The 17,091-nt window shown below is 60.7% G+C and carries 17 protein-coding genes; 12 read left to right on the top strand and 5 right to left on the bottom strand.

What is annotated here, in order from left to right; translation table 11 throughout:
* Window positions 1-207: 207 nt before the first annotated feature.
* From ACQY1J_RS10090 to prmB, 5 genes are all read left to right on the top strand, one after another.
* Window positions 208-825 carry a 50S ribosomal protein L25/general stress protein Ctc gene (locus ACQY1J_RS10090; protein ID WP_062455789.1) on the top strand — a complete coding sequence of 206 codons (618 nt, stop codon included), beginning with the start codon at window positions 208-210 and terminating at the stop codon, window positions 823-825.
* A 219-nt stretch (window positions 826-1,044) separates the two neighbouring features.
* On the top strand, window positions 1,045-3,429 hold the full coding sequence (locus ACQY1J_RS10085; RefSeq protein ID WP_092660378.1) for a putative bifunctional diguanylate cyclase/phosphodiesterase: 2,385 nt from the start codon (window positions 1,045-1,047) through the stop codon (window positions 3,427-3,429).
* Between the two features lie 28 nt (window positions 3,430-3,457).
* Window positions 3,458-4,222, top strand: a complete 765-nt coding sequence (locus ACQY1J_RS10080; RefSeq protein WP_249406393.1) for a substrate-binding periplasmic protein — start codon at window positions 3,458-3,460, stop codon at window positions 4,220-4,222.
* Between the two features lie 107 nt (window positions 4,223-4,329).
* On the top strand, window positions 4,330-5,058 hold the full coding sequence (gene pth, locus ACQY1J_RS10075; protein WP_062455780.1) for an aminoacyl-tRNA hydrolase: 729 nt from the start codon (window positions 4,330-4,332) through the stop codon (window positions 5,056-5,058).
* A 1-nt stretch (window position 5,059) separates the two neighbouring features.
* Window positions 5,060-5,989 carry a 50S ribosomal protein L3 N(5)-glutamine methyltransferase gene (gene prmB / locus ACQY1J_RS10070; RefSeq protein ID WP_430251360.1) on the top strand — a complete coding sequence of 310 codons (930 nt, stop codon included), beginning with the start codon at window positions 5,060-5,062 and terminating at the stop codon, window positions 5,987-5,989.
* A 12-nt stretch (window positions 5,990-6,001) separates the two neighbouring features.
* Here the strand turns inward: prmB and clpS are convergent, their stop codons facing one another.
* Window positions 6,002-6,310, bottom strand: coding sequence for an ATP-dependent Clp protease adapter ClpS (gene clpS / locus ACQY1J_RS10065; RefSeq protein ID WP_062455774.1), 309 nt, complete (start codon window positions 6,308-6,310; stop codon window positions 6,002-6,004).
* 284 nt (window positions 6,311-6,594) lie between these two features.
* Between clpS and ychF the strand changes: the two genes are divergently transcribed.
* Genes ychF through ACQY1J_RS10050 form a run of 3 tightly spaced genes read left to right on the top strand, consistent with a single transcriptional unit; the run spans window position 6,595 to window position 8,660 of the window.
* Entirely contained in the window at window positions 6,595-7,698 is a 1,104-nt protein-coding gene (gene ychF / locus ACQY1J_RS10060) for a redox-regulated ATPase YchF (protein WP_430251359.1), read from the top strand.
* 27 nt (window positions 7,699-7,725) lie between these two features.
* Window positions 7,726-8,196 (top strand): MaoC family dehydratase, encoded by a 471-nt coding sequence (locus tag ACQY1J_RS10055; RefSeq protein WP_430251358.1) that lies wholly within the window; start codon window positions 7,726-7,728, stop codon window positions 8,194-8,196.
* Entirely contained in the window at window positions 8,193-8,660 is a 468-nt protein-coding gene (locus ACQY1J_RS10050; RefSeq protein ID WP_430251357.1) for a MaoC family dehydratase, read from the top strand. Before ACQY1J_RS10055 ends, ACQY1J_RS10050 begins: the two co-directional genes overlap by 4 nt.
* 5 nt (window positions 8,661-8,665) lie before the next feature.
* On the opposite strand, the gene ACQY1J_RS10045 is transcribed toward ACQY1J_RS10050, so the two are convergent.
* Window positions 8,666-9,280: a LysE family translocator gene (locus ACQY1J_RS10045; protein ID WP_430251356.1), complete on the bottom strand. Its 615-nt coding sequence runs from the start codon at window positions 9,278-9,280 to the stop codon at window positions 8,666-8,668.
* A gap of 101 nt (window positions 9,281-9,381) precedes the next feature.
* Entirely contained in the window at window positions 9,382-9,924 is a 543-nt protein-coding gene (locus ACQY1J_RS10040) for an adenine phosphoribosyltransferase (protein WP_062455760.1), read from the bottom strand.
* Between the two features lie 437 nt (window positions 9,925-10,361).
* Between ACQY1J_RS10040 and ACQY1J_RS10035 the strand changes: the two genes are divergently transcribed.
* From ACQY1J_RS10035 to ACQY1J_RS10020, 4 genes are all read left to right on the top strand, one after another.
* The gene (locus ACQY1J_RS10035) at window positions 10,362-10,859 is read left to right on the top strand and encodes a Csu type fimbrial protein (RefSeq protein ID WP_092660363.1); all 498 of its coding nucleotides are present in this window, start codon (window positions 10,362-10,364) and stop codon (window positions 10,857-10,859) included.
* 63 nt (window positions 10,860-10,922) lie between these two features.
* The gene (locus tag ACQY1J_RS10030; RefSeq protein ID WP_062455754.1) at window positions 10,923-11,351 is read left to right on the top strand and encodes a fimbrial biogenesis chaperone; all 429 of its coding nucleotides are present in this window, start codon (window positions 10,923-10,925) and stop codon (window positions 11,349-11,351) included.
* 8 nt (window positions 11,352-11,359) lie between these two features.
* Window positions 11,360-13,813, top strand: a complete 2,454-nt coding sequence (locus ACQY1J_RS10025; RefSeq protein WP_430251355.1) for a fimbria/pilus outer membrane usher protein — start codon at window positions 11,360-11,362, stop codon at window positions 13,811-13,813.
* A complete protein-coding gene (locus ACQY1J_RS10020; protein WP_430251354.1) occupies window positions 13,794-14,774 on the top strand; it encodes a Csu type fimbrial protein in 981 nt (326 codons plus the stop codon). Before ACQY1J_RS10025 ends, ACQY1J_RS10020 begins: the two co-directional genes overlap by 20 nt.
* Before the next feature lie 99 nt (window positions 14,775-14,873).
* On the opposite strand, the gene ACQY1J_RS10015 is transcribed toward ACQY1J_RS10020, so the two are convergent.
* The gene (locus ACQY1J_RS10015; RefSeq protein ID WP_430251353.1) at window positions 14,874-15,773 is read right to left on the bottom strand and encodes a cytochrome c1; all 900 of its coding nucleotides are present in this window, start codon (window positions 15,771-15,773) and stop codon (window positions 14,874-14,876) included.
* A gap of 22 nt (window positions 15,774-15,795) precedes the next feature.
* Window positions 15,796-17,085 carry a cytochrome b gene (locus ACQY1J_RS10010; RefSeq protein WP_430251352.1) on the bottom strand — a complete coding sequence of 430 codons (1,290 nt, stop codon included), beginning with the start codon at window positions 17,083-17,085 and terminating at the stop codon, window positions 15,796-15,798.
* Between the last annotated feature and the right edge of the window lie 6 nt (window positions 17,086-17,091).

Raw genomic sequence — 17,091 nt, 5'->3', positions numbered from 1 at the left:
ATCTGGCGGTAGGTAACGACGACGACCGGTTTGCAGAGCCAACCACGCCGCAGATCCCTTGCGTCTCCTGCCCTGATGGACTATAGGGACCCCGTCCGCGTAGACACCCTTGGAGGCAACGCGGATGGAGAGCGTCGGACGATGCCCTCCGGTTTGACGCGGCACTGTCCGCGAAGAACTCTCCAAACAACCTCGAAAGGAATTGCCATGAGCAAGGAAACTTACGTGCTCAAGGCCGAGGCGCGCGAACGGGTCGGTAAGGGGTCCTCCCGTGAACTTCGCCGCAACGGTTTTATCCCTGCAGTCATCTATGGTGACAAGCAGGCTCCTCTGTCGATCGTGCTCAACACGAACGAAGTCACGAAGCGCATTCACGCTGGCGGTTTCATGACCACCATCGCGACGATCGAATTCGACGGCAAGAAGATCCAGGTCCTCCCGAAAGACTACCAGCTGGATCCGGTCCGCGACTTCACCATGCATGTCGACTTCCTGCGCGTTTCGGCCAAGACTGAAGTCAACGTCGAAGTACCGGTACACTTCGAAAACGAAGACAAGTCGGCCATCAAGCAGGGCGCCGTTCTGAACATCGTCCGTCACACGGTCGAGTTCCATTGCCCGGCCGACCAGATCCCGGAATTCATCACGGTTGATCTGACCGACGCCAAGATCGGCGACAGCCTCCACATCTCGGCCGTTAAGCTGCCGAAGGGCGTGACACCTGTCATCACCGACCGCGACTTCACCATCGCGACGATCGTTGCACCTGCTGCAGGCGTCGAAGAAGAAGAAGCGACTGAGACTGCGGCTCCTGAAGCCGAATAAGACATTTTCGTCTTGTCTTTCTGAGAGCCCGCCTTCCACCGAAGGCGGGCTTTTACGTTTTCCGGTCAGGATTACGTAACCCTCTTTAAGATCCGCTTCGCTTTACTCTTCCCGGCTTCAGTAAAGCTTAATCAATGGCTGGAATTATCCGGCCAATTACTGTGTTGGGGAACACGCAGTCGGCGGCTAACACCGACTACAAGCAGGCGGGGAATACGGGTGGCTCATTCCGTTGAGAGTCGGTTCATAGCCATTATTTCGGGCGCGCTTCTGGCCGTCGTCGTGCCGTTGTTCACGCTGCTTTTGGCGTTGTCATCGCAGCAGGCGGTTCGGGCGCTCGAAGAGCATGTCGACATCGTTCTGGCGACGAACTCGCAAGCGCTTGCCAAGCCCCTCTGGGATCTCGATACCGAAAGCGTTCACCAGATCGCCGTCGCCATGGTGAAAGATCCGACCATCTACGCGGTTCGCGTCACCGACACGACGGGCAAACTGAATATATCGGAAGTCACGCCGCAAGAGATATCCCTGAGCGACCTGACGATCCGCTCGCAGCCCATCACCTACATGTCGAACTACGGCGCTCGCGTTGTCGGTAAGGTCAGCGTCAGCATCCCGACAATCGGCTGGTTCTCGAAGCTTCACGAATTCGAGTTCGCCTTCATCTCGATCTTCATCATCGCCATCCTGACCGTGTTCGGCGCCGCCATTCTCGGCAACCGCGTGATGGTGATCAAACCTCTTCTGCGTTTGACCGCCGCAATCGAAGCGACCCGTCGCCTCGGTTCTCGTCACCATGTCGACTGGCGCTCCACCGATGAAATGGGACGCCTGGCCAAGAGCTTCAACGAGATGCAGACCCTTCTCGAACACGAGGAGCGCGAGCTGAAACTGGCACATCGCAAGACGACGCAGACCTACAATCTCACGCCGGCCATGCTGTTTTCGCTCGACGCCGACGACAGGATCGCCGCCGTCAGCGACTACTGGCTCGTTGCGACCGGGTACAGCCGATCTGACATATTGAACCTGCCCTTCTGCGAACTGGTGATGCCGGAAGACCGCAGCCTCTACCACAACAGGAAATCGCAGGTGCGATCGCGCGGACCGGCGTTCGAAGTCACCGTGCGCTTCATCTGTCAGTCCGGCAAGACGATGAACGTCCTTATCGCCGAGACCGAACTCGGTTCCGCGGGCGACGGCGAGACCGGCTCGCTGAGCGTGATGACCGACGTCACCGAGCTCAAGCAGTCAGAAATCCGCAACTATCAGCAGGCCATTTCCGATCACCTGACCGGTCTTCTCAACCGTCAGGGGTTCGAGGCGGCGCTTGAGCAGAAAATCATCGAGGCGGATCGCAACGGAACCGACATCGCCTGTCTGTTCGTCGATCTCGATCGGTTCAAATCGATCAACGACAATCTCGGTCATGCGGCCGGCGATCTCGTGCTCGGCCAATTCGTCGAGCGGATGCTGCCGCTTTTGGGCGACCACGACGCGGCATCGCGCCTGGGCGGCGACGAGTTTGCCATTCTTCTCTGTGGCGAGGGGTCGGAACGGCGCGGCACCGAGCTGTGCCAGAGAATCGTCGAGTTTTTTGACGTTCCATTCCGCATCGAGACCAACAGTGTGCGCCTTAGCGCCAGTATCGGCCTTGCCTTCTACCCTGCCCATGCCGCAAGCGGCGCCGAGCTTTTGCAGAAGTCGGATCTGGCCATGTATGCCCGCAAGCGCGACGGCAAGAACGGTGCGCAGGTCTATAATTCGGCCATCCTCGACAAGACGCGGGAACGTGCCGAAATCGAGACCGACATCGAAGCAGCACTTGCCGCCAACTGGTTCGAGGCGCATCTCCAGCCGATCGTGGATATCAGGACCGGCGCCTGCAACGGCTTTGAAGCGCTCATGCGCATGCGCCATCCGCGCAAGGGGCTTGTTCCTCCGGGCGCAATCGTCAGCGTCGCCGAGGAAACCGGTACGATTGGCCAGATCGGCAATCTCATCCTTGAGGACGCCGTCGCCAATCTTGCCCGCATCTCCCGGATACCGGGCATGTCTGACACCTATGTCGCCGTCAACGTATCGCCGCTGCAATTCGATGCCAGCCTTCCCGTCAAGCTGTCAACCTTGCTCGGCCGCTACGCAATCCGCCCGTCCCGACTGGTCATCGAGATCACGGAGGCCGTGCTGATGCATGACAATCCGGAAATCCGCAGGCTGCTCGACGAGATCCGCAACATCGGTTGCCGCATCGCGCTTGACGACTTCGGAACCGGCTATTCCTCGCTCAGCTATCTCAGCCGTTTCCCGGTCGATATCGTTAAGATCGACCAATCCTTTATCCGGTCTCTCAACAATGGCGACGATGATATCGATCGTCGAAACAAGATGCTGATCGAAGGCATTGCCGCGATCTCGCACAAGATGAACTGCCATGTCGTCGCCGAAGGCGTCGAAACCGAATATCAGCGTTCGACACTCATCGACATGGGCATCGAATACGCTCAGGGTTACTACTTCGCACGACCGCAAGCGATCGGCGATGTCCTTACGATGTTGAACGCCGACCGAAGCGGCGACCGAATTGATTCTATTGCAAGCTGAAATCCCGGCCCTCGATGTGGAGCAGCAGATGTCCTCGATCAGGTGTGGCATGACAAGCGCAGCACTCGTCGTGCTTGCTCTCGCTGCAACAATCGGACCGTGGTCTTGCCTGCAGGCGCACGCCGCAGACAGGCTCCAGCTCAAGACAGAGCCCTATGCACCCTTCAGCTACCGTGATCAGAACGGGCGCTATGGCGGCGCGGGCATAGACCAGATCGATGTCATCATGCGGCAAGCGCAGATACCCTATGACGTTGAAATGATCCCTTGGGCCCGCGCCATCGCGCTCGCCGAGACCGAGCCAATGACCTGCGCCTTCTCGGCAGCGCAGACAGCGGACCGCAAGCCGCGGTTCAAATGGGTCATGACGATCTCAGTAAACCATACGATCCTGGTCAAGCGGGCGGGCTCGTCGATCCACGCCACGACGCTCGATGAGGCGAAGAGCTTTCTGATCGGAACCCATCGGCTCGATTTCACCGAAGACCTTCTGAAATCGATGGGATTTGCGAACCTCGATCTCAGCGCCGATTTCGACACGTCGCTGCGCAAGCTCGTCCGGGGCCGGATCGACATGATGCCCATGTCGGAAGGCGTCTACCAAAGGCTGAAGAACAATGGCACAGACGTCGAGAGGGTGGTTCCCCTCTCCGAGGAGAAGCTCGGCATTGCCTGTCAGAAAACAGTCCCGGACGCCTTGATCGCAAAAATGCAGGCCGCACTCGACAGCATGATCCGTGATGGCCGCCAGGACACGATCTACCGGCGCTACGGCCTCAAGGCCGAACACTGAGCAAGTGATCAGCGGTGCAATCAGTCGGCAGGGACGAAACCGGGTTGACTTCCGTTCCGTTTCGGGGTGGTGAGACCACATCCTGTACGAAAATTCGGACGCACTTCATGTTGATCATTGCGGGTCTCGGCAATCCCGGCAGCAAGTACTCCGGCAATCGCCACAATATCGGCTTCATGGCGCTCGACGCCATCCAGCGGCGGCCGGGCTTTTCGCCATGGGCAAAGAAGTTCAAGGCCCTCATTTCCGAAGGCGAGCTCGCTGGCGACAAGGTTCTGCTGATCAAGCCGCAGACCTACATGAACCTGTCGGGCGAAGCGGTCGGCGAGGCCATGCGCTTCTACAAGCTCGGCCCCGAAAACATCATCGCGATCTATGATGAACTTGATCTGGCGCCCGGCAAGGCGCGCATCAAGACGGCCGGTGGACATGGCGGCCACAACGGCATCAAGTCGCTCGACGCCCATTGTGGCAAGGATTACCGCCGCTTGCGGCTCGGCATCGGCCATCCCGGCGCTAAGGAATTCGTCAACAACCACGTGCTCGGAGATTTCGACAAACTGGATCAGGCCTGGTTGCCGCAGCTTCTCGATGCGCTCGCCGACAATGCCGAAATGCTGGTGAAGGGCGAGGATTCGCAGCTGATGAACAAGCTCGCCCTTGCCGTCGGCAGCCAGCCGGACGAGGACGAAAAGCCGAAGCCCACCCCGAAGGCGCCGAAACCTGCGGGCAAGAGCCATATCCATCAGGCGCGCGGCGGCATGAAACCGAACATCCCGGCCACCGGCCCGATGGCCGACATGCTGAAGAAACTGTTCGGCGACAAGGACAAGTAAGATGACACCAGATATGACCGCTCTCACGACCGAACTCGTCACGCTGCGCGATTACTGGCGCTATGCAATCTCGCGCTTCAACGCCGCCAATCTTTCCTTTGGCCACGGCACCACGACTGCCGGCGACGACGCGGCCTTTCTGCTGCTCGATACGCTCGACCTGCCGATCGACGCGCTCGATCCCTTCCTCGACGCCCGCCTCCTGCCGGCCGAGCGCAGGCTTCTGGCAGAGCGTATCGAGGCCCGCGTCACGACCCGCAAACCCTCCGCATATCTCACCGGCCGCGCCTATATCCAGGGCGTCCGGTTTCTGGTTGACGAGCGGGTCATCGTGCCACGCTCGCATATCGGCGAGATCCTGTTTCGCGAATATCTCGGTCCGAACGGATCGTCCTTCCTGCCCGACCAGATGATGGTCGAGAGCGCCGTGGACATCTGCACGGGCTCCGGCTGCCTCGCGGTGCTCGCCGCCAAATTCTTCCCCAACGCCGCCGTCGATGCGGTCGATCTGTCGGCCGACGCGCTGGAAGTGGCAAAGCTGAACCTTAGGGAACACGAGGTCGAACAGCAGGTGAGCCTGCATCAGGGCGATCTCTTCCAGCCGCTCGCAGGCCGGAAATACGACCTCATCATCACCAACCCGCCCTATGTCGATCACGACGCGATGGATGGTTTCCCGGCGGAATTCCGTGCCGAGCCTTCGATGGCGTTCGATGGCGGTGTTGATGGTCTCGATCTGGTGCGGACATTGCTGGCAGACGCCGCAAACCACCTCAATCCAGAAGGCGGGATGATCTGCGAGATCGGCTCCGGGCGCGAAATCCTCGAGGAGGAATTTCCGGGTCTCGACTTCGTCTGGCTGGAAACCGAGGAATCGCAGGACGCGGTGTTCTGGATCTCCGCCGAAGCGCTCGGCGTCACCGCGGACTGAGCCGACGACCGCCTATTCTTCCGGCTCGGTCGTGAACATCAGCGGGAAACCGGCTTCCTTGGCGAGATCGATCGCCTCGGTGGCCTTGGTCTCGGCAATATCCTTGGTGCAGACAACCACGACCGCCACACCCATCTGGTGGGCGGTCATCATCACCCGCCGGCCCGTATCCTCGCTCATCCGGAACACGGCTTTCAGAACCATGGTCACGAATTCGCGCGGCGTATAATCGTCGTTGACGAGCATAACCTTGTAGAGCTTCGGCCGCTCCAGCTTGGGCTTTGTCGTCGTCTTCGGCGTGAGGGTGGTGTCTCCGGCCATCCGCATCTCCTGATGACGTTCGCCATGCTCAAACAGCAATGATTGTATGCTGGCTATATCGCACCGACGGGTCCGAAATTCAAGCAACTGCGGTGATTTGCCCGATTGGGACCGGTGGGTCTGATTTGTGTTTGCATCGCAAGCCGACGTCTCGTTTCCGAATTCTGTTTTGCGTCGTTACCAGCGTTCCGACGACCTCCCTCACCCCGCCAACCCTTGACCGCCCGGCCTGTTTCCCCCATAGCCACGGCAACGAACAATTCTAGTCAGACGGGGTCCGTCCCATGGGTTTCAAATGCGGTATCGTCGGCCTGCCGAATGTCGGCAAGTCCACGCTCTTTAACGCTCTCACCAAGACTGCGGCGGCGCAGGCTGCCAACTATCCGTTCTGCACGATCGAGCCGAACACCGGCGAAGTCGCGGTTCCGGATCCGCGCATGCAGCAGCTGGCCACCATCGCCGGCTCCAAGGAAATCATTCCGACCCGTATCTCCTTCGTCGATATCGCCGGCCTCGTGCGCGGCGCCTCGAAGGGTGAAGGTCTCGGCAACAAGTTCCTCGCCAATATCCGCGAAGTCGATGCTGTCGTGCACGTGCTGCGCTGCTTCGAAGACGACGACATTACCCATGTCGAAGGCCGTATCAATCCGGTCGGCGATGCCGAGACGATCGAGACCGAGCTGATGCTTGCCGACCTCGAAAGCCTGGAACGCCGCGTCGAGCAGACCCGCAAGCGCGCCAAGACCAACGACAAGGAATCCGTCGCCCAGCTGCCGGTCATGGAAGCCGTCATCAAGCTTCTCAACGACGGAAAGCCTGCCCGCATTCTTCTGAAGACGCTGGCAGCCGACGACATCGAGATCTTGAAGGCTCTAAACCTCCTGACCTCGCATCCCGTCCTCTACGTCTGCAACGTCGCCGAAAGCGATGCCGTCGACGGCAACGAGCACACCAAGGCCGTGGCAGAGATGGCCAAGGAACAGGGTGCCGAATGCGTCATCATCTCGGCCGCCATCGAATCTGAAGTCGCGCAGCTGCCGGAAGACGAAGCCAAGGAATTCCTCTCGGCGCTCGGCCTTGAAGAAGCAGGTCTCGATCGCCTCATCCGCGCCGGTTACAACCTCCTTCACCTGATCACCTATTTCACGGTCGGCCCCAAGGAAACCCGCGCCTGGACGATCGTCCGCGGCACCAAGGCCCCGGCCGCTGCCGGCGTCATCCACACGGATTTCGAACGCGGCTTCATCCGCGCCTTCACCATCGGCTTTGATGACTACGTCGCCTTCAAGGGCGAAGTCGGCGCCAAGGAAGCCGGCAAGGGCCGCGACGAAGGCAAGGATTATGTCGTAAACGACGGCGACGTGATCCACTTCCGCTTCAACACCTGATCGGGACACCGCGGAGGCGCGAACGCGATGACGGAAATCGAATATCACTTCGAGGACTTCACCCCGGATCGCACCTTCCCGCTTGCGGATAAGCAGGTGACGGCCGAGGAAATCGTCGAGTTCGCCACCGAATTCGACCCTCAGCCCATGCATCTCGATGAAGCCGCCGGACGTGCCAGCATTCTCGGCGGTCTCTCGGCGTCCGGCTGGCATACATCGTCGATGTTCATGCGGATGATGTATGACGGCTGGCTGTCGCGCGCAGCGTCGGAAGGCTCGCCCGGCATCGAGCTGATGGAATGGAAAAAGCCGGTCCTCGCCGGCGACACGCTGTCCGGCCGCTCCACCGTGGCCTCGACCCGCCTGCTCCGCTCCCGCCCGGGCATCGGCCTCGTCAACTTCCTGCACGAAGTCACCAATCAGCGAGGCCAGATCGTCATGCGCGGTGAAAACCCGATCATGATCCGGCTCCGAAACGCGGCCGAGGTCACGCCATGAGGCTGATCGAACTCTCTCCCCCCGGCACGCGGATCGAAACCGGCACGCTGCTCTTCACCCCTGAAGACATCATCCGGTTCGCCCGGAAATTCGATCCGCAACCCTTCCATGTGGATGCGGAAGCCGCAAAACACTACGTCTTCGGCGGGCTCTGCGCCTCCGGCTGGCACACATGCGCGGGCTGGATGAAGACGTTCATGGCTTATTGGACAGCGGAAGTCGCACGCCTCGAAGCCGCCGGCCTCGCCGCCCCGAAACTCGGCCCTTCCGCCGGCTTCAAGTCGCTGCAGTGGCTGAAACCCGTCTATGCCGGCGACAGCATCACCTATTCCGTGACCCTGATCGAATCGCGCCCGCTCGGAAGCCGCCCCGGCACCTTCATCAACCTGACGGAAAATGACGGCGTCAACCAACACGGCGAGACGGTGATGCGCTACGAAGGCACCGTTCTCGAATTCACCTGACACCACTATCGCACGGCAACAGCAGCAACGCCCGCCCCCACCATCACCGCTCCGCAGCCCCGGTTGACGCGCCGCAGAACCGCTGGGCGCTTCAGTGCTGCCCTCGCCCGCCCGGCAAGAACCACGTGGCCGCCGATCACCAGAACCTCGACGGCGACGATGACAAGCGCCAAAACGCCGGCCTGCTCCATCGTGAGATTGGGTCCAACGACGTTGGGCAGGAGCGCTATGTAAAAGAGCGGCATTTTCGGATTGCCGAGATTGAGAAGGACACCGGTCGCAAATGTCGCCACCAGCCCCGACCGGCCCGTTACCACGGCATGATCGGCCGGAACCGGCTCGGCAAACCACAACCGCACGCCCATCCAGACCAGATAGGCAGCCCCGGCATAGCGCAGCACCGTCATTGCCATGCCCAGCTCCTCCGCCACCAGCGACAGGCCGAACACGGCGAGGAACAGAAAGATCAGGATGCCGGTGACCGTTCCGGCTCCGTAGGCGATACCGGCGGCCGCACCGTGCGACACCGTACGGGCCATGATCGTCACATTGTCGGGTCCGGGGCTTGCCGCGAAAACCAGAAACGCGGCGGCAAAGGCAGAAAGGCTTGCGATATCCATGTCCGTCTCCCCGAGGCTCCGGTCAAGTCCGGAACGGGTGAACGATATCGCCTCCGCCGCCGGTAGCAATCCTCAAAACCGGCGGCATTTGGGAATTTTCTTCAGTGCCCTTCGAACTCGATCAGCGTACGCACTTCGACGCCAAGGGCTTCGAGCTTCTTGCGGCCGCCGAGTTCCGGCAGGTCGATGACGAAACAGGCCGATACGATCTCCGCACCCATCTGGCGCAGCAGCTTTACCGCTCCTTCGGCCGTGCCGCCGGTCGCGATCAGGTCGTCGGTCAGGATGACTTTCTCACCGGGCTTGACCGCATCGACATGCATTTCCATCTCGTCGACGCCGTATTCGAGGCTGTAGGCCACGCGAACGGTCTCGTGCGGCAGCTTGCCCTTCTTGCGGATCGGCACGAACCCTGCCGAGAGCTGGTGCGCCAGTGCACCACCGAGAATAAAGCCACGCGCCTCGATACCGGCCACTTGGGCGATGGACATGTCGGCATAAGGTTTCACCAGATCGTCCACCGCCTGACGGAACGCCTTGGCATCGCCAAGCAGCGTCGTGATGTCGCGAAAGATGATACCTGGTTTCGGGTAATCACGGATGGCACGGATGGAGGCGGCGAGTGTGTCGTCACGGGAGGACATTGGGGCGGGAGCCTTGTTTGTTGTTCGTTGCTAAAGGAAAGCAATAGGCAGCTGCGGTCGACATTGTCCAGATCAAACCGCGCACTACCCGCCGACCCAACAGTGCCCCCCAGCGACGCATTCTCGTCCGCCGTCTCTTCAACCAAAACCGATCTGAGTATTAACCGCAATTGATACCTGCACTCTCGACATTCCGCCATCCATTAGAAATCACGAATAAGCAAACTGTCGCCTGGCCCTCGCATAACGCGCTGGCTCGTTTGAATGCGGAAGATCGATTTTCCGATTCATCATCACTTTATTTGATTTAGAGTAAATTAGTTACTTGTGAAAGAAACGGCATTAATGTTTCGTTAACAAATTGGACCGCAGTCTAGGGTTGGCAACATTGCCAATTTCTATCAAAGCGCGAATGATCGCGCCCATTGAGGTCCTTCATGACGAAGACAATACTCGCGACGATTTTCGCCGCTACAGCCCTTTCCCTGACGTCCAGCGCCGCATTTGCCCAGACACTGGATGCCAACATGGATGTCTCCATGACCGTGGCTGCCGAATGCACGCTGGCCACTGATCCGGTAGCCTTCGGCAATCAGGCCCTGATCGATGTAGCCGTCGAGGTCCCCGGAAACATGACCGTGCAATGCACGGCGAATGCGCCCTATCAGATACAGCTTGGTGTCGGCAATGGCGCCCTGGCAACCGTTGAAACCCGCTTTATGACAGGCGTAGCCAACGGTGGTCTGGCGACCTATACGGTTCACCAGGGCTTGGCGACCGGCCCGATCTGGGGCGCCACCCTCGGTACGAACACGCTTGACGGCACCGCGACTGGCGCAGCAGACGTCATTCCGTTCACGGCAGTGCTTGCAGCGAACCAGAGCGTCCAGGCTGATACCTACGCCGACGTCTTGATCGCAACGATCAACTACTAAGCACGAACCTTTCGGCAAGCTCGGCGGCGCGGCGTGTCGCTAACCTAAAATAAGGATGACAAGATGATCTCCATGCGCTTCATGGCAGCGAGCCTATTCGCGTGCCTGATAGCCGGCGGTGCCGGAGCAGCTGCGTTGAGGGTTTCTCCGATCACTTTGGATCTGAAAGCCTCTTCCCCCACGGGAACGGTTCGGGTGTGGGAAGACGGGTTGCGGCCGGTCAAGGTGCAGGTGCGGGTTTTTCGCTGGACGAAAGTCAATGGGAAGGATCGCCTCGATCCCACCACGGACGTGGTTGCCAGCCCCCCGGTCACCACGCTGAAGCCTGGTACTGAGAACTCGATCAGAGTTGTCCGTGTCAGCAAGAAGCCGATTGTCGGAACAGAGTCCTACCGGCTTCTGATCGATCAGCTGCCCGAGGCCGGGCGAAAGACCCCCGGTCAGGTCAGCGTGATGATCCGGCATTCGATCCCCGTTCGGTTTACCGATTAGGGGATCGCATGGCGCGTCAGACAGCCCTGCTCCTGGCGCACTTGTGCCTCGCCGTCCTCGTCCTGCCGACCGCAGGTCATGCGGCATCCGGGGATACGTCTCCGGATGCCGATCTGGCGGCCGACGCGGATCCTTTTGACGTCCCTGCGGCCACCGATACGGGCGGGCCGAGCGACCTCTATCTGTACGTATCGATCAACGGCGTAAAGACCGATCTCGTTGCCGCCTTCCGGCAGGCACCGGACGGATCCCTCTCGATCGAGATCGAGCAGCTGCGCAATATCGGCATCAAGCCCGCCAAGACGGCAATCGGCGAAGATGGCCGCGTAACCATCGATCAGCTACCATCAGTCACTTTCGTCTACGACGATCTGCAGCAAACGATCGATTTTACCGCATCGAACAGCGAACGCGCTGCAAAAATCATCGACGCCAAGGCGCCGCGCGGCGGTGCGCCGAAGAGACCGAGACTGAAGGCGCAATCCTCGTCCGGTGCACTCCTCAACTACAATATCGTCGCGTCTTCCGACAATTCCGAAAAGGATTCGCGGTTCGGCTTCACCGGCGTGAGCGGCGCTTTCGAAGCCCTGTATTTCAGCCCGCTGGGCGTCCTCAGCAATACATTTATCGCCAGCACCTCTGACGATACCTACTACGGCTCGACGCGCCTGGACACGACCTGGCGCTATTCGGACCAGGACTCGATGATCACCTACAGCGCCGGTGACGTCATCACCGGCGGCCTGAACTGGACGCGCCCGACCCGTCTTGGAGGCCTGCAGGTGCAGCGCAGCTTCTCGCTGCGATCCGACCTGGTCACCTTTCCCGTGCCGGAACTGTCGGCAAGCGCTGCCGTGCCTTCCACCGTCGATGTCTATCTCAATGATGCCAAGCGCTTTTCCAGTTCGGTCGGAGCAGGTCCGTTCGACATCACCAACCTGCCCTTCGTCGACGGCAGCGGCAATGCCCGGGTCGTCGTCACCGACGCTCAAGGGCAGCAGGTGTCGACCGAAAGCAGCTTCATCGCCTCCAGTCAGATGCTCGCCCGCGGGCTTTACGATTTCTCCGCCGAGCTGGGCTTTGCGCGACACGGCTACGGGATCGACTCGAACGACTACGATTCCCGCCCTTACGGATCGCTGACCCTGCGCACCGGCGTGACCAACTGGCTGACGATGGAAAGCCATGCCGAGGGCGGCGAGGATCTCGTCCACGGCGGCGTCGGCGCCGTGTTCGCCGCGCCTTGGAGTGGCGTCATCTCGCTCTCGGGCGCTGGCAGCTATCACGACGGTGCAATAGGCGAGCAGGTTGGCATGACCTGGGAGAGACAGATGCGGGGCTTTCACCTCAGAGCCCGCATGCAGCGCAGCTTCGGCAGTTTTCAGGACATTGCCTCGGTCACAGCCGACAAGCGCAGCTCAACCGACGGGATCTTGCTGGGATCGGCGGCGCCGCCCAAGGCGCTCGACCAGGTATCCGTCTCGGTCCCAATGCCTTTCGACCGATCGAACCTGAACTTCAGCTTTACCAATTCCGAGACCGCAGAAGGTGACCGGCAGCGTATCCTCGGCGTTTCCTACAGCCGCCCGGTGTTCACCGACAGCACCTTTTCCGTCTCCGCCATCAAAAGCCTGACCGACGGCAATATCGGCATCTATGCGAGCCTCTTCGTCCCGATCGGCAAGCGCATCTCGGCCAGCACGTCGGTAGCATCGCAGTCAGACGAAACCAGCGTGACGCAGACGGTCAGCCGCACGATGGGTCAGCAGATCGGCGACTACGGCTGGAGCGTTGGCCGGACGCAGTCGGATGACGCGATCAACTCGGCAGCGGTCAGCTATCGCGCTTCGGCGGCGAAAGTGGCGGCGCGTGTCGACCAACGGGGCAGCAAGACAAGGGCGAGTTTGACCGTTGACGGAGCACTGGTCGCGGCCGGCGGCGGCGTCTTCGCCTCGAACCGCATCAACGACGCGTTCGCCATCGTCGATGCGGGCGCGCCCGGCGTCGAGGTCCAGCATGAGAACAGACCAGCCGGCCGCACCAACAGCGGCGGCAAGCTGCTCCTTCCGAACCTGCGCTCCTATCAGGAAAACCACATTGCGATCGACCCCGAGGATCTGCCGCTCGACGCCGTCGTCAACACCACCCGCACCGTCGTGGTGCCGGCCGACCGGTCGGGGATCGTCGTCAACTTCGAGGTGGACGTCGATGCGAACGCCGCACTGGTGACCTTCTCCGGACCGGACGGAAAACCCATCGCAGTCGGCGCCAGTGGCACGACGAAGACCGGATCGGAGCCTTTCGTCGTCGGCTATGACGGCCAGACGCTCGTGGAAAATCTGAAAGCCAGCAACCGCCTCACCCTGACGCTGCCGGATGAGACCACCTGCGTTGCAACCTTCCAATACAAGCCCCAGCGGGGCAAACAGGTGAGTATTACCGATGCGATATGCCAGCCTTAAGCGCCTCAGAACGCTTCTTCTCCAGGCCGCGATCGGCCTGCTGCTCTATGGAGCCGGCGCCGGCGACGCCGCGGCCGCAAGCTGCACCGTCGACATCGACTCCGCCAATTTCGGCAATGTCGATACGCTCTCGGGCGCATCCGCCGATGCGACGGCGCAGGTTTCGATCAGTTGCAGCGGCGTCAGCGACAATGCAACGGCGGTCACGCTCTGCGGCAATCTCGGCAGCGGTAGCGGTGGCACATCCGGCGGAAGCCGCACCATGCGATCGGGCACGAACGAGCTCGGCTACCAGCTCTACGCCGACGCCGGACGCGCGACCCGCTGGGGTTCGTATGACGATACGACACTCGGCCAGCCACGGACGATCCGCATCGCCGCATCTGATGGCGAGGCCAATGGCGTCGTGACGCTATACGGCGCGTTGTCTGCTGGCCAGACGAGCGCTAGCACCGGCACCTACCTCTCCTCGTTCACCACCGGCGAGGTGCGGTTCTACTACGAAGAGGGAAGTACCCTCGACTGCGCGGCACCGACCTCGGCGACACTGGCGCAGGCAAGCTTTACCGTCCAGGCAACCGTTCAGGCAAACTGCCTGATCGCCGTTTCGAACCTCGATTTCGGTCTTCACGGCCTGATCGATTCCGAAGTGACTGCGAGCGGTGGGGTCGACGTCACCTGCACGCCGAACTCGACCTATAGCATCGCCATGGATGGCGGCCTGGCTGCGGCCACCAACCCGGAACAACGGTTGATGCGCTCCGGTACCAACACGATCGCTTACGGCCTTTACGCCGATCAGGCCCATTCTCGACCCTGGGGTGCGACAGGTAGCGCACTGGTCTCCGGCACAGGGGCCGGCGCCGTGCAGTCGATACCTGTCTTTGGCCGCGTCGCTCCGCAACCGGCTGCCGCCGGCAACTACACCGACACGGTGATCGTCACCGTTACCTATTTTTGACCTCTGCCGAAGGACGGGGCTGCCCGGACCTCTGATCGGCTAATCGCAAGACATGAAAAAAGGCGGCCGAAGCCGCCTTTTTGGTCAAAACTTTGAAGCTCAGTCCGGCTTGCGGGCATAGACCGATTTCTTGGTCAGATAGATCAGCCCGGTAAAGATCACCAGGAAGATCATCACCATGAAACCGGTGCGCTTGCGCTCTTCCAGATGCGGCTCGGCAGTAAACATCAGGAACGCGGCGACGTCCTTCGAATACTGATCCACCGTCTGCGGCGTACCGTCGTCATAGCTCACCTGATCGTTGCTGATCGGCGGGGCCATGGCGAGCGCTGAGGCATTGGCAAAGTACGGATTGTAGTGCGTCCCCGGTGCGACTTCCACGCCCGGAGGCGGATCCTGGTAGCCGGTCAGCAGCGCGTGGATATAGTCCGGGCCGCCTTCCTGGTACTGGGTAAAGATGTCGAACACGAACTGCGGGAAGCCGCGGGTGATGCCGCGCGCCTTGGCAAGCAACGACATATCCGGCGGTGCAGCACCGTTGTTGGCCGCCGCCGCCGCCTGGGCGTTCGGATAGGGCGACGGAAAGTGGTCCGATGGTACCGCCTTGCGGGTAAACATCTCGCCGTCGTCGTTTGGACCGTCCTGCACCTCGTAATTGGCCGCAAGCGCCTTCACCTGACCGTCCGAATAGCCGAGATCCTCGAGCGTGCGGAACGACACGAGCCGCATCGAATGGCAGGCGGAACAGACTTCCGTATAGACCTTGAGGCCGCGCTGCAGCTGGCCCTTGTCGTAGTGGCCGAAGGGACCGGCAAAGGTCCAGTCCACAGGTTCCGGATGACGCAGCGGATAATGCGGCGTGCCGCCTTCCGCATGGTCACCGCCGCCGCCACCGGCTGTGCCGGCGCCGACGTCATGCTTTTCCTGCGCGCTCAACGATCCCATGGTGAGGCCAAGTGCCAGTGTGAGCGAAGCGAGGCCGAGTGTGATCTTCTTCATGTATGTCTCCTCCCGCCTGCGCTCAGGCATTTGCCTGAGCGGCCGCGACGCCGGCATTGGCTGTTCTGCCCTGTTTCTCCAGCACCGCTTCCGTGATCGAATTCGGAATGCGGCGTGGTGTCTCGAACAGGCCGAGCAGCGGCATGATCACGAGGAAGAAGCCGAAATAGTAGGCCGTCCCGATCTGCGACAGCACGACGAAAATGCCTTCCGCCGGCTGTGATCCGAGCCAGCCGAGCAGGATCGCGTTGACGACGAAGATCCAGTAGAACGTCTTGTACCAGGGCCGGTACACGGCCGAGCGCACCTTCGACGTATCGAGCCATGGCACGAAGAACAGGATGATGATCGCACCGAACATCACCAGCACGCCGCCGAGCTTCGAGTCGATAAACAGGAAGTTGAAGGTGATCGCCCGCAGCATCGCGTAGAATGGCAGGTAGTACCATTCGGGCACGATATGTGCCGGGGTCTTCAATGCATCGGCCGGGATGTAGTTATCAGGATGGCCGAGATAGTTCGGCATGTAGAAGATGAACCAGGCGTAGACGATCAGGAACACCGAAACGCCGAGCGCATCCTTGAGCGTCGCATAAGGCGTAAACGGCACCGTATCGGTCTTCGTCTTGATCTCGACGCCGGTCGGATTGGTCTGGCCGGTCACATGCAGTGCCCAGATGTGCAGGATGACGACGCCCGTTATCATGAACGGCAGCAGGTAATGCAGCGAGAAGAAGCGGTTGAGCGTCGGCTGGTCGACGGCAAAGCCGCCGAGCAGGAACTGCTGTATCCATTCACCCACCAGCGGGAAGGCCGAGAAGAAGCCGGTGATGACGGTGGCACCCCAGAACGACATCTGTCCCCAGGGCAGAACGTAGCCCATGAAGCCGGTCGCCATCATCAGGAGATAGACGACGACGCCGAGGATCCAAAGGATTTCGCGCGGCGCCTTGTAGGAACCGTAGTAGAGACCGCGTCCGATATGCAGGTAGACGGCGATAAAGAAGAACGACGCGCCGTTGGCGTGCATGTAGCGCAGCAGCCAACCATGGTTGACGTCGCGCATGATCTTCTCGACCGAGTCGAACGCGTCGACTGTCGATGCGGTGTAATGCATGGCCAGCACGACGCCGGTCAGGATCTGTACGATCAGCATGACCGCAAGCATGGCGCCGAACGTATAGGCGTAGTTGAGGTTTCTCGGCACCGGAAACGAGATGAAACTGTCATGGATCAGACGCGGCAGCGGCAGCCGCTGGTCGACCCATTTTTCAATGCCGGTGGATGGCTGGTAGGACGAATGATCGCTCATGAGAAT

It is taken from the genome of Neorhizobium sp. DAR64860/K0K1, from assembly GCF_050500205.1.
GTDB lineage: Bacteria > Pseudomonadota > Alphaproteobacteria > Rhizobiales > Rhizobiaceae > Neorhizobium > Neorhizobium soli.
Note: the sequence above shows the minus strand (reverse complement) of the source record. Positions and strands in the feature narration are given on the sequence as shown.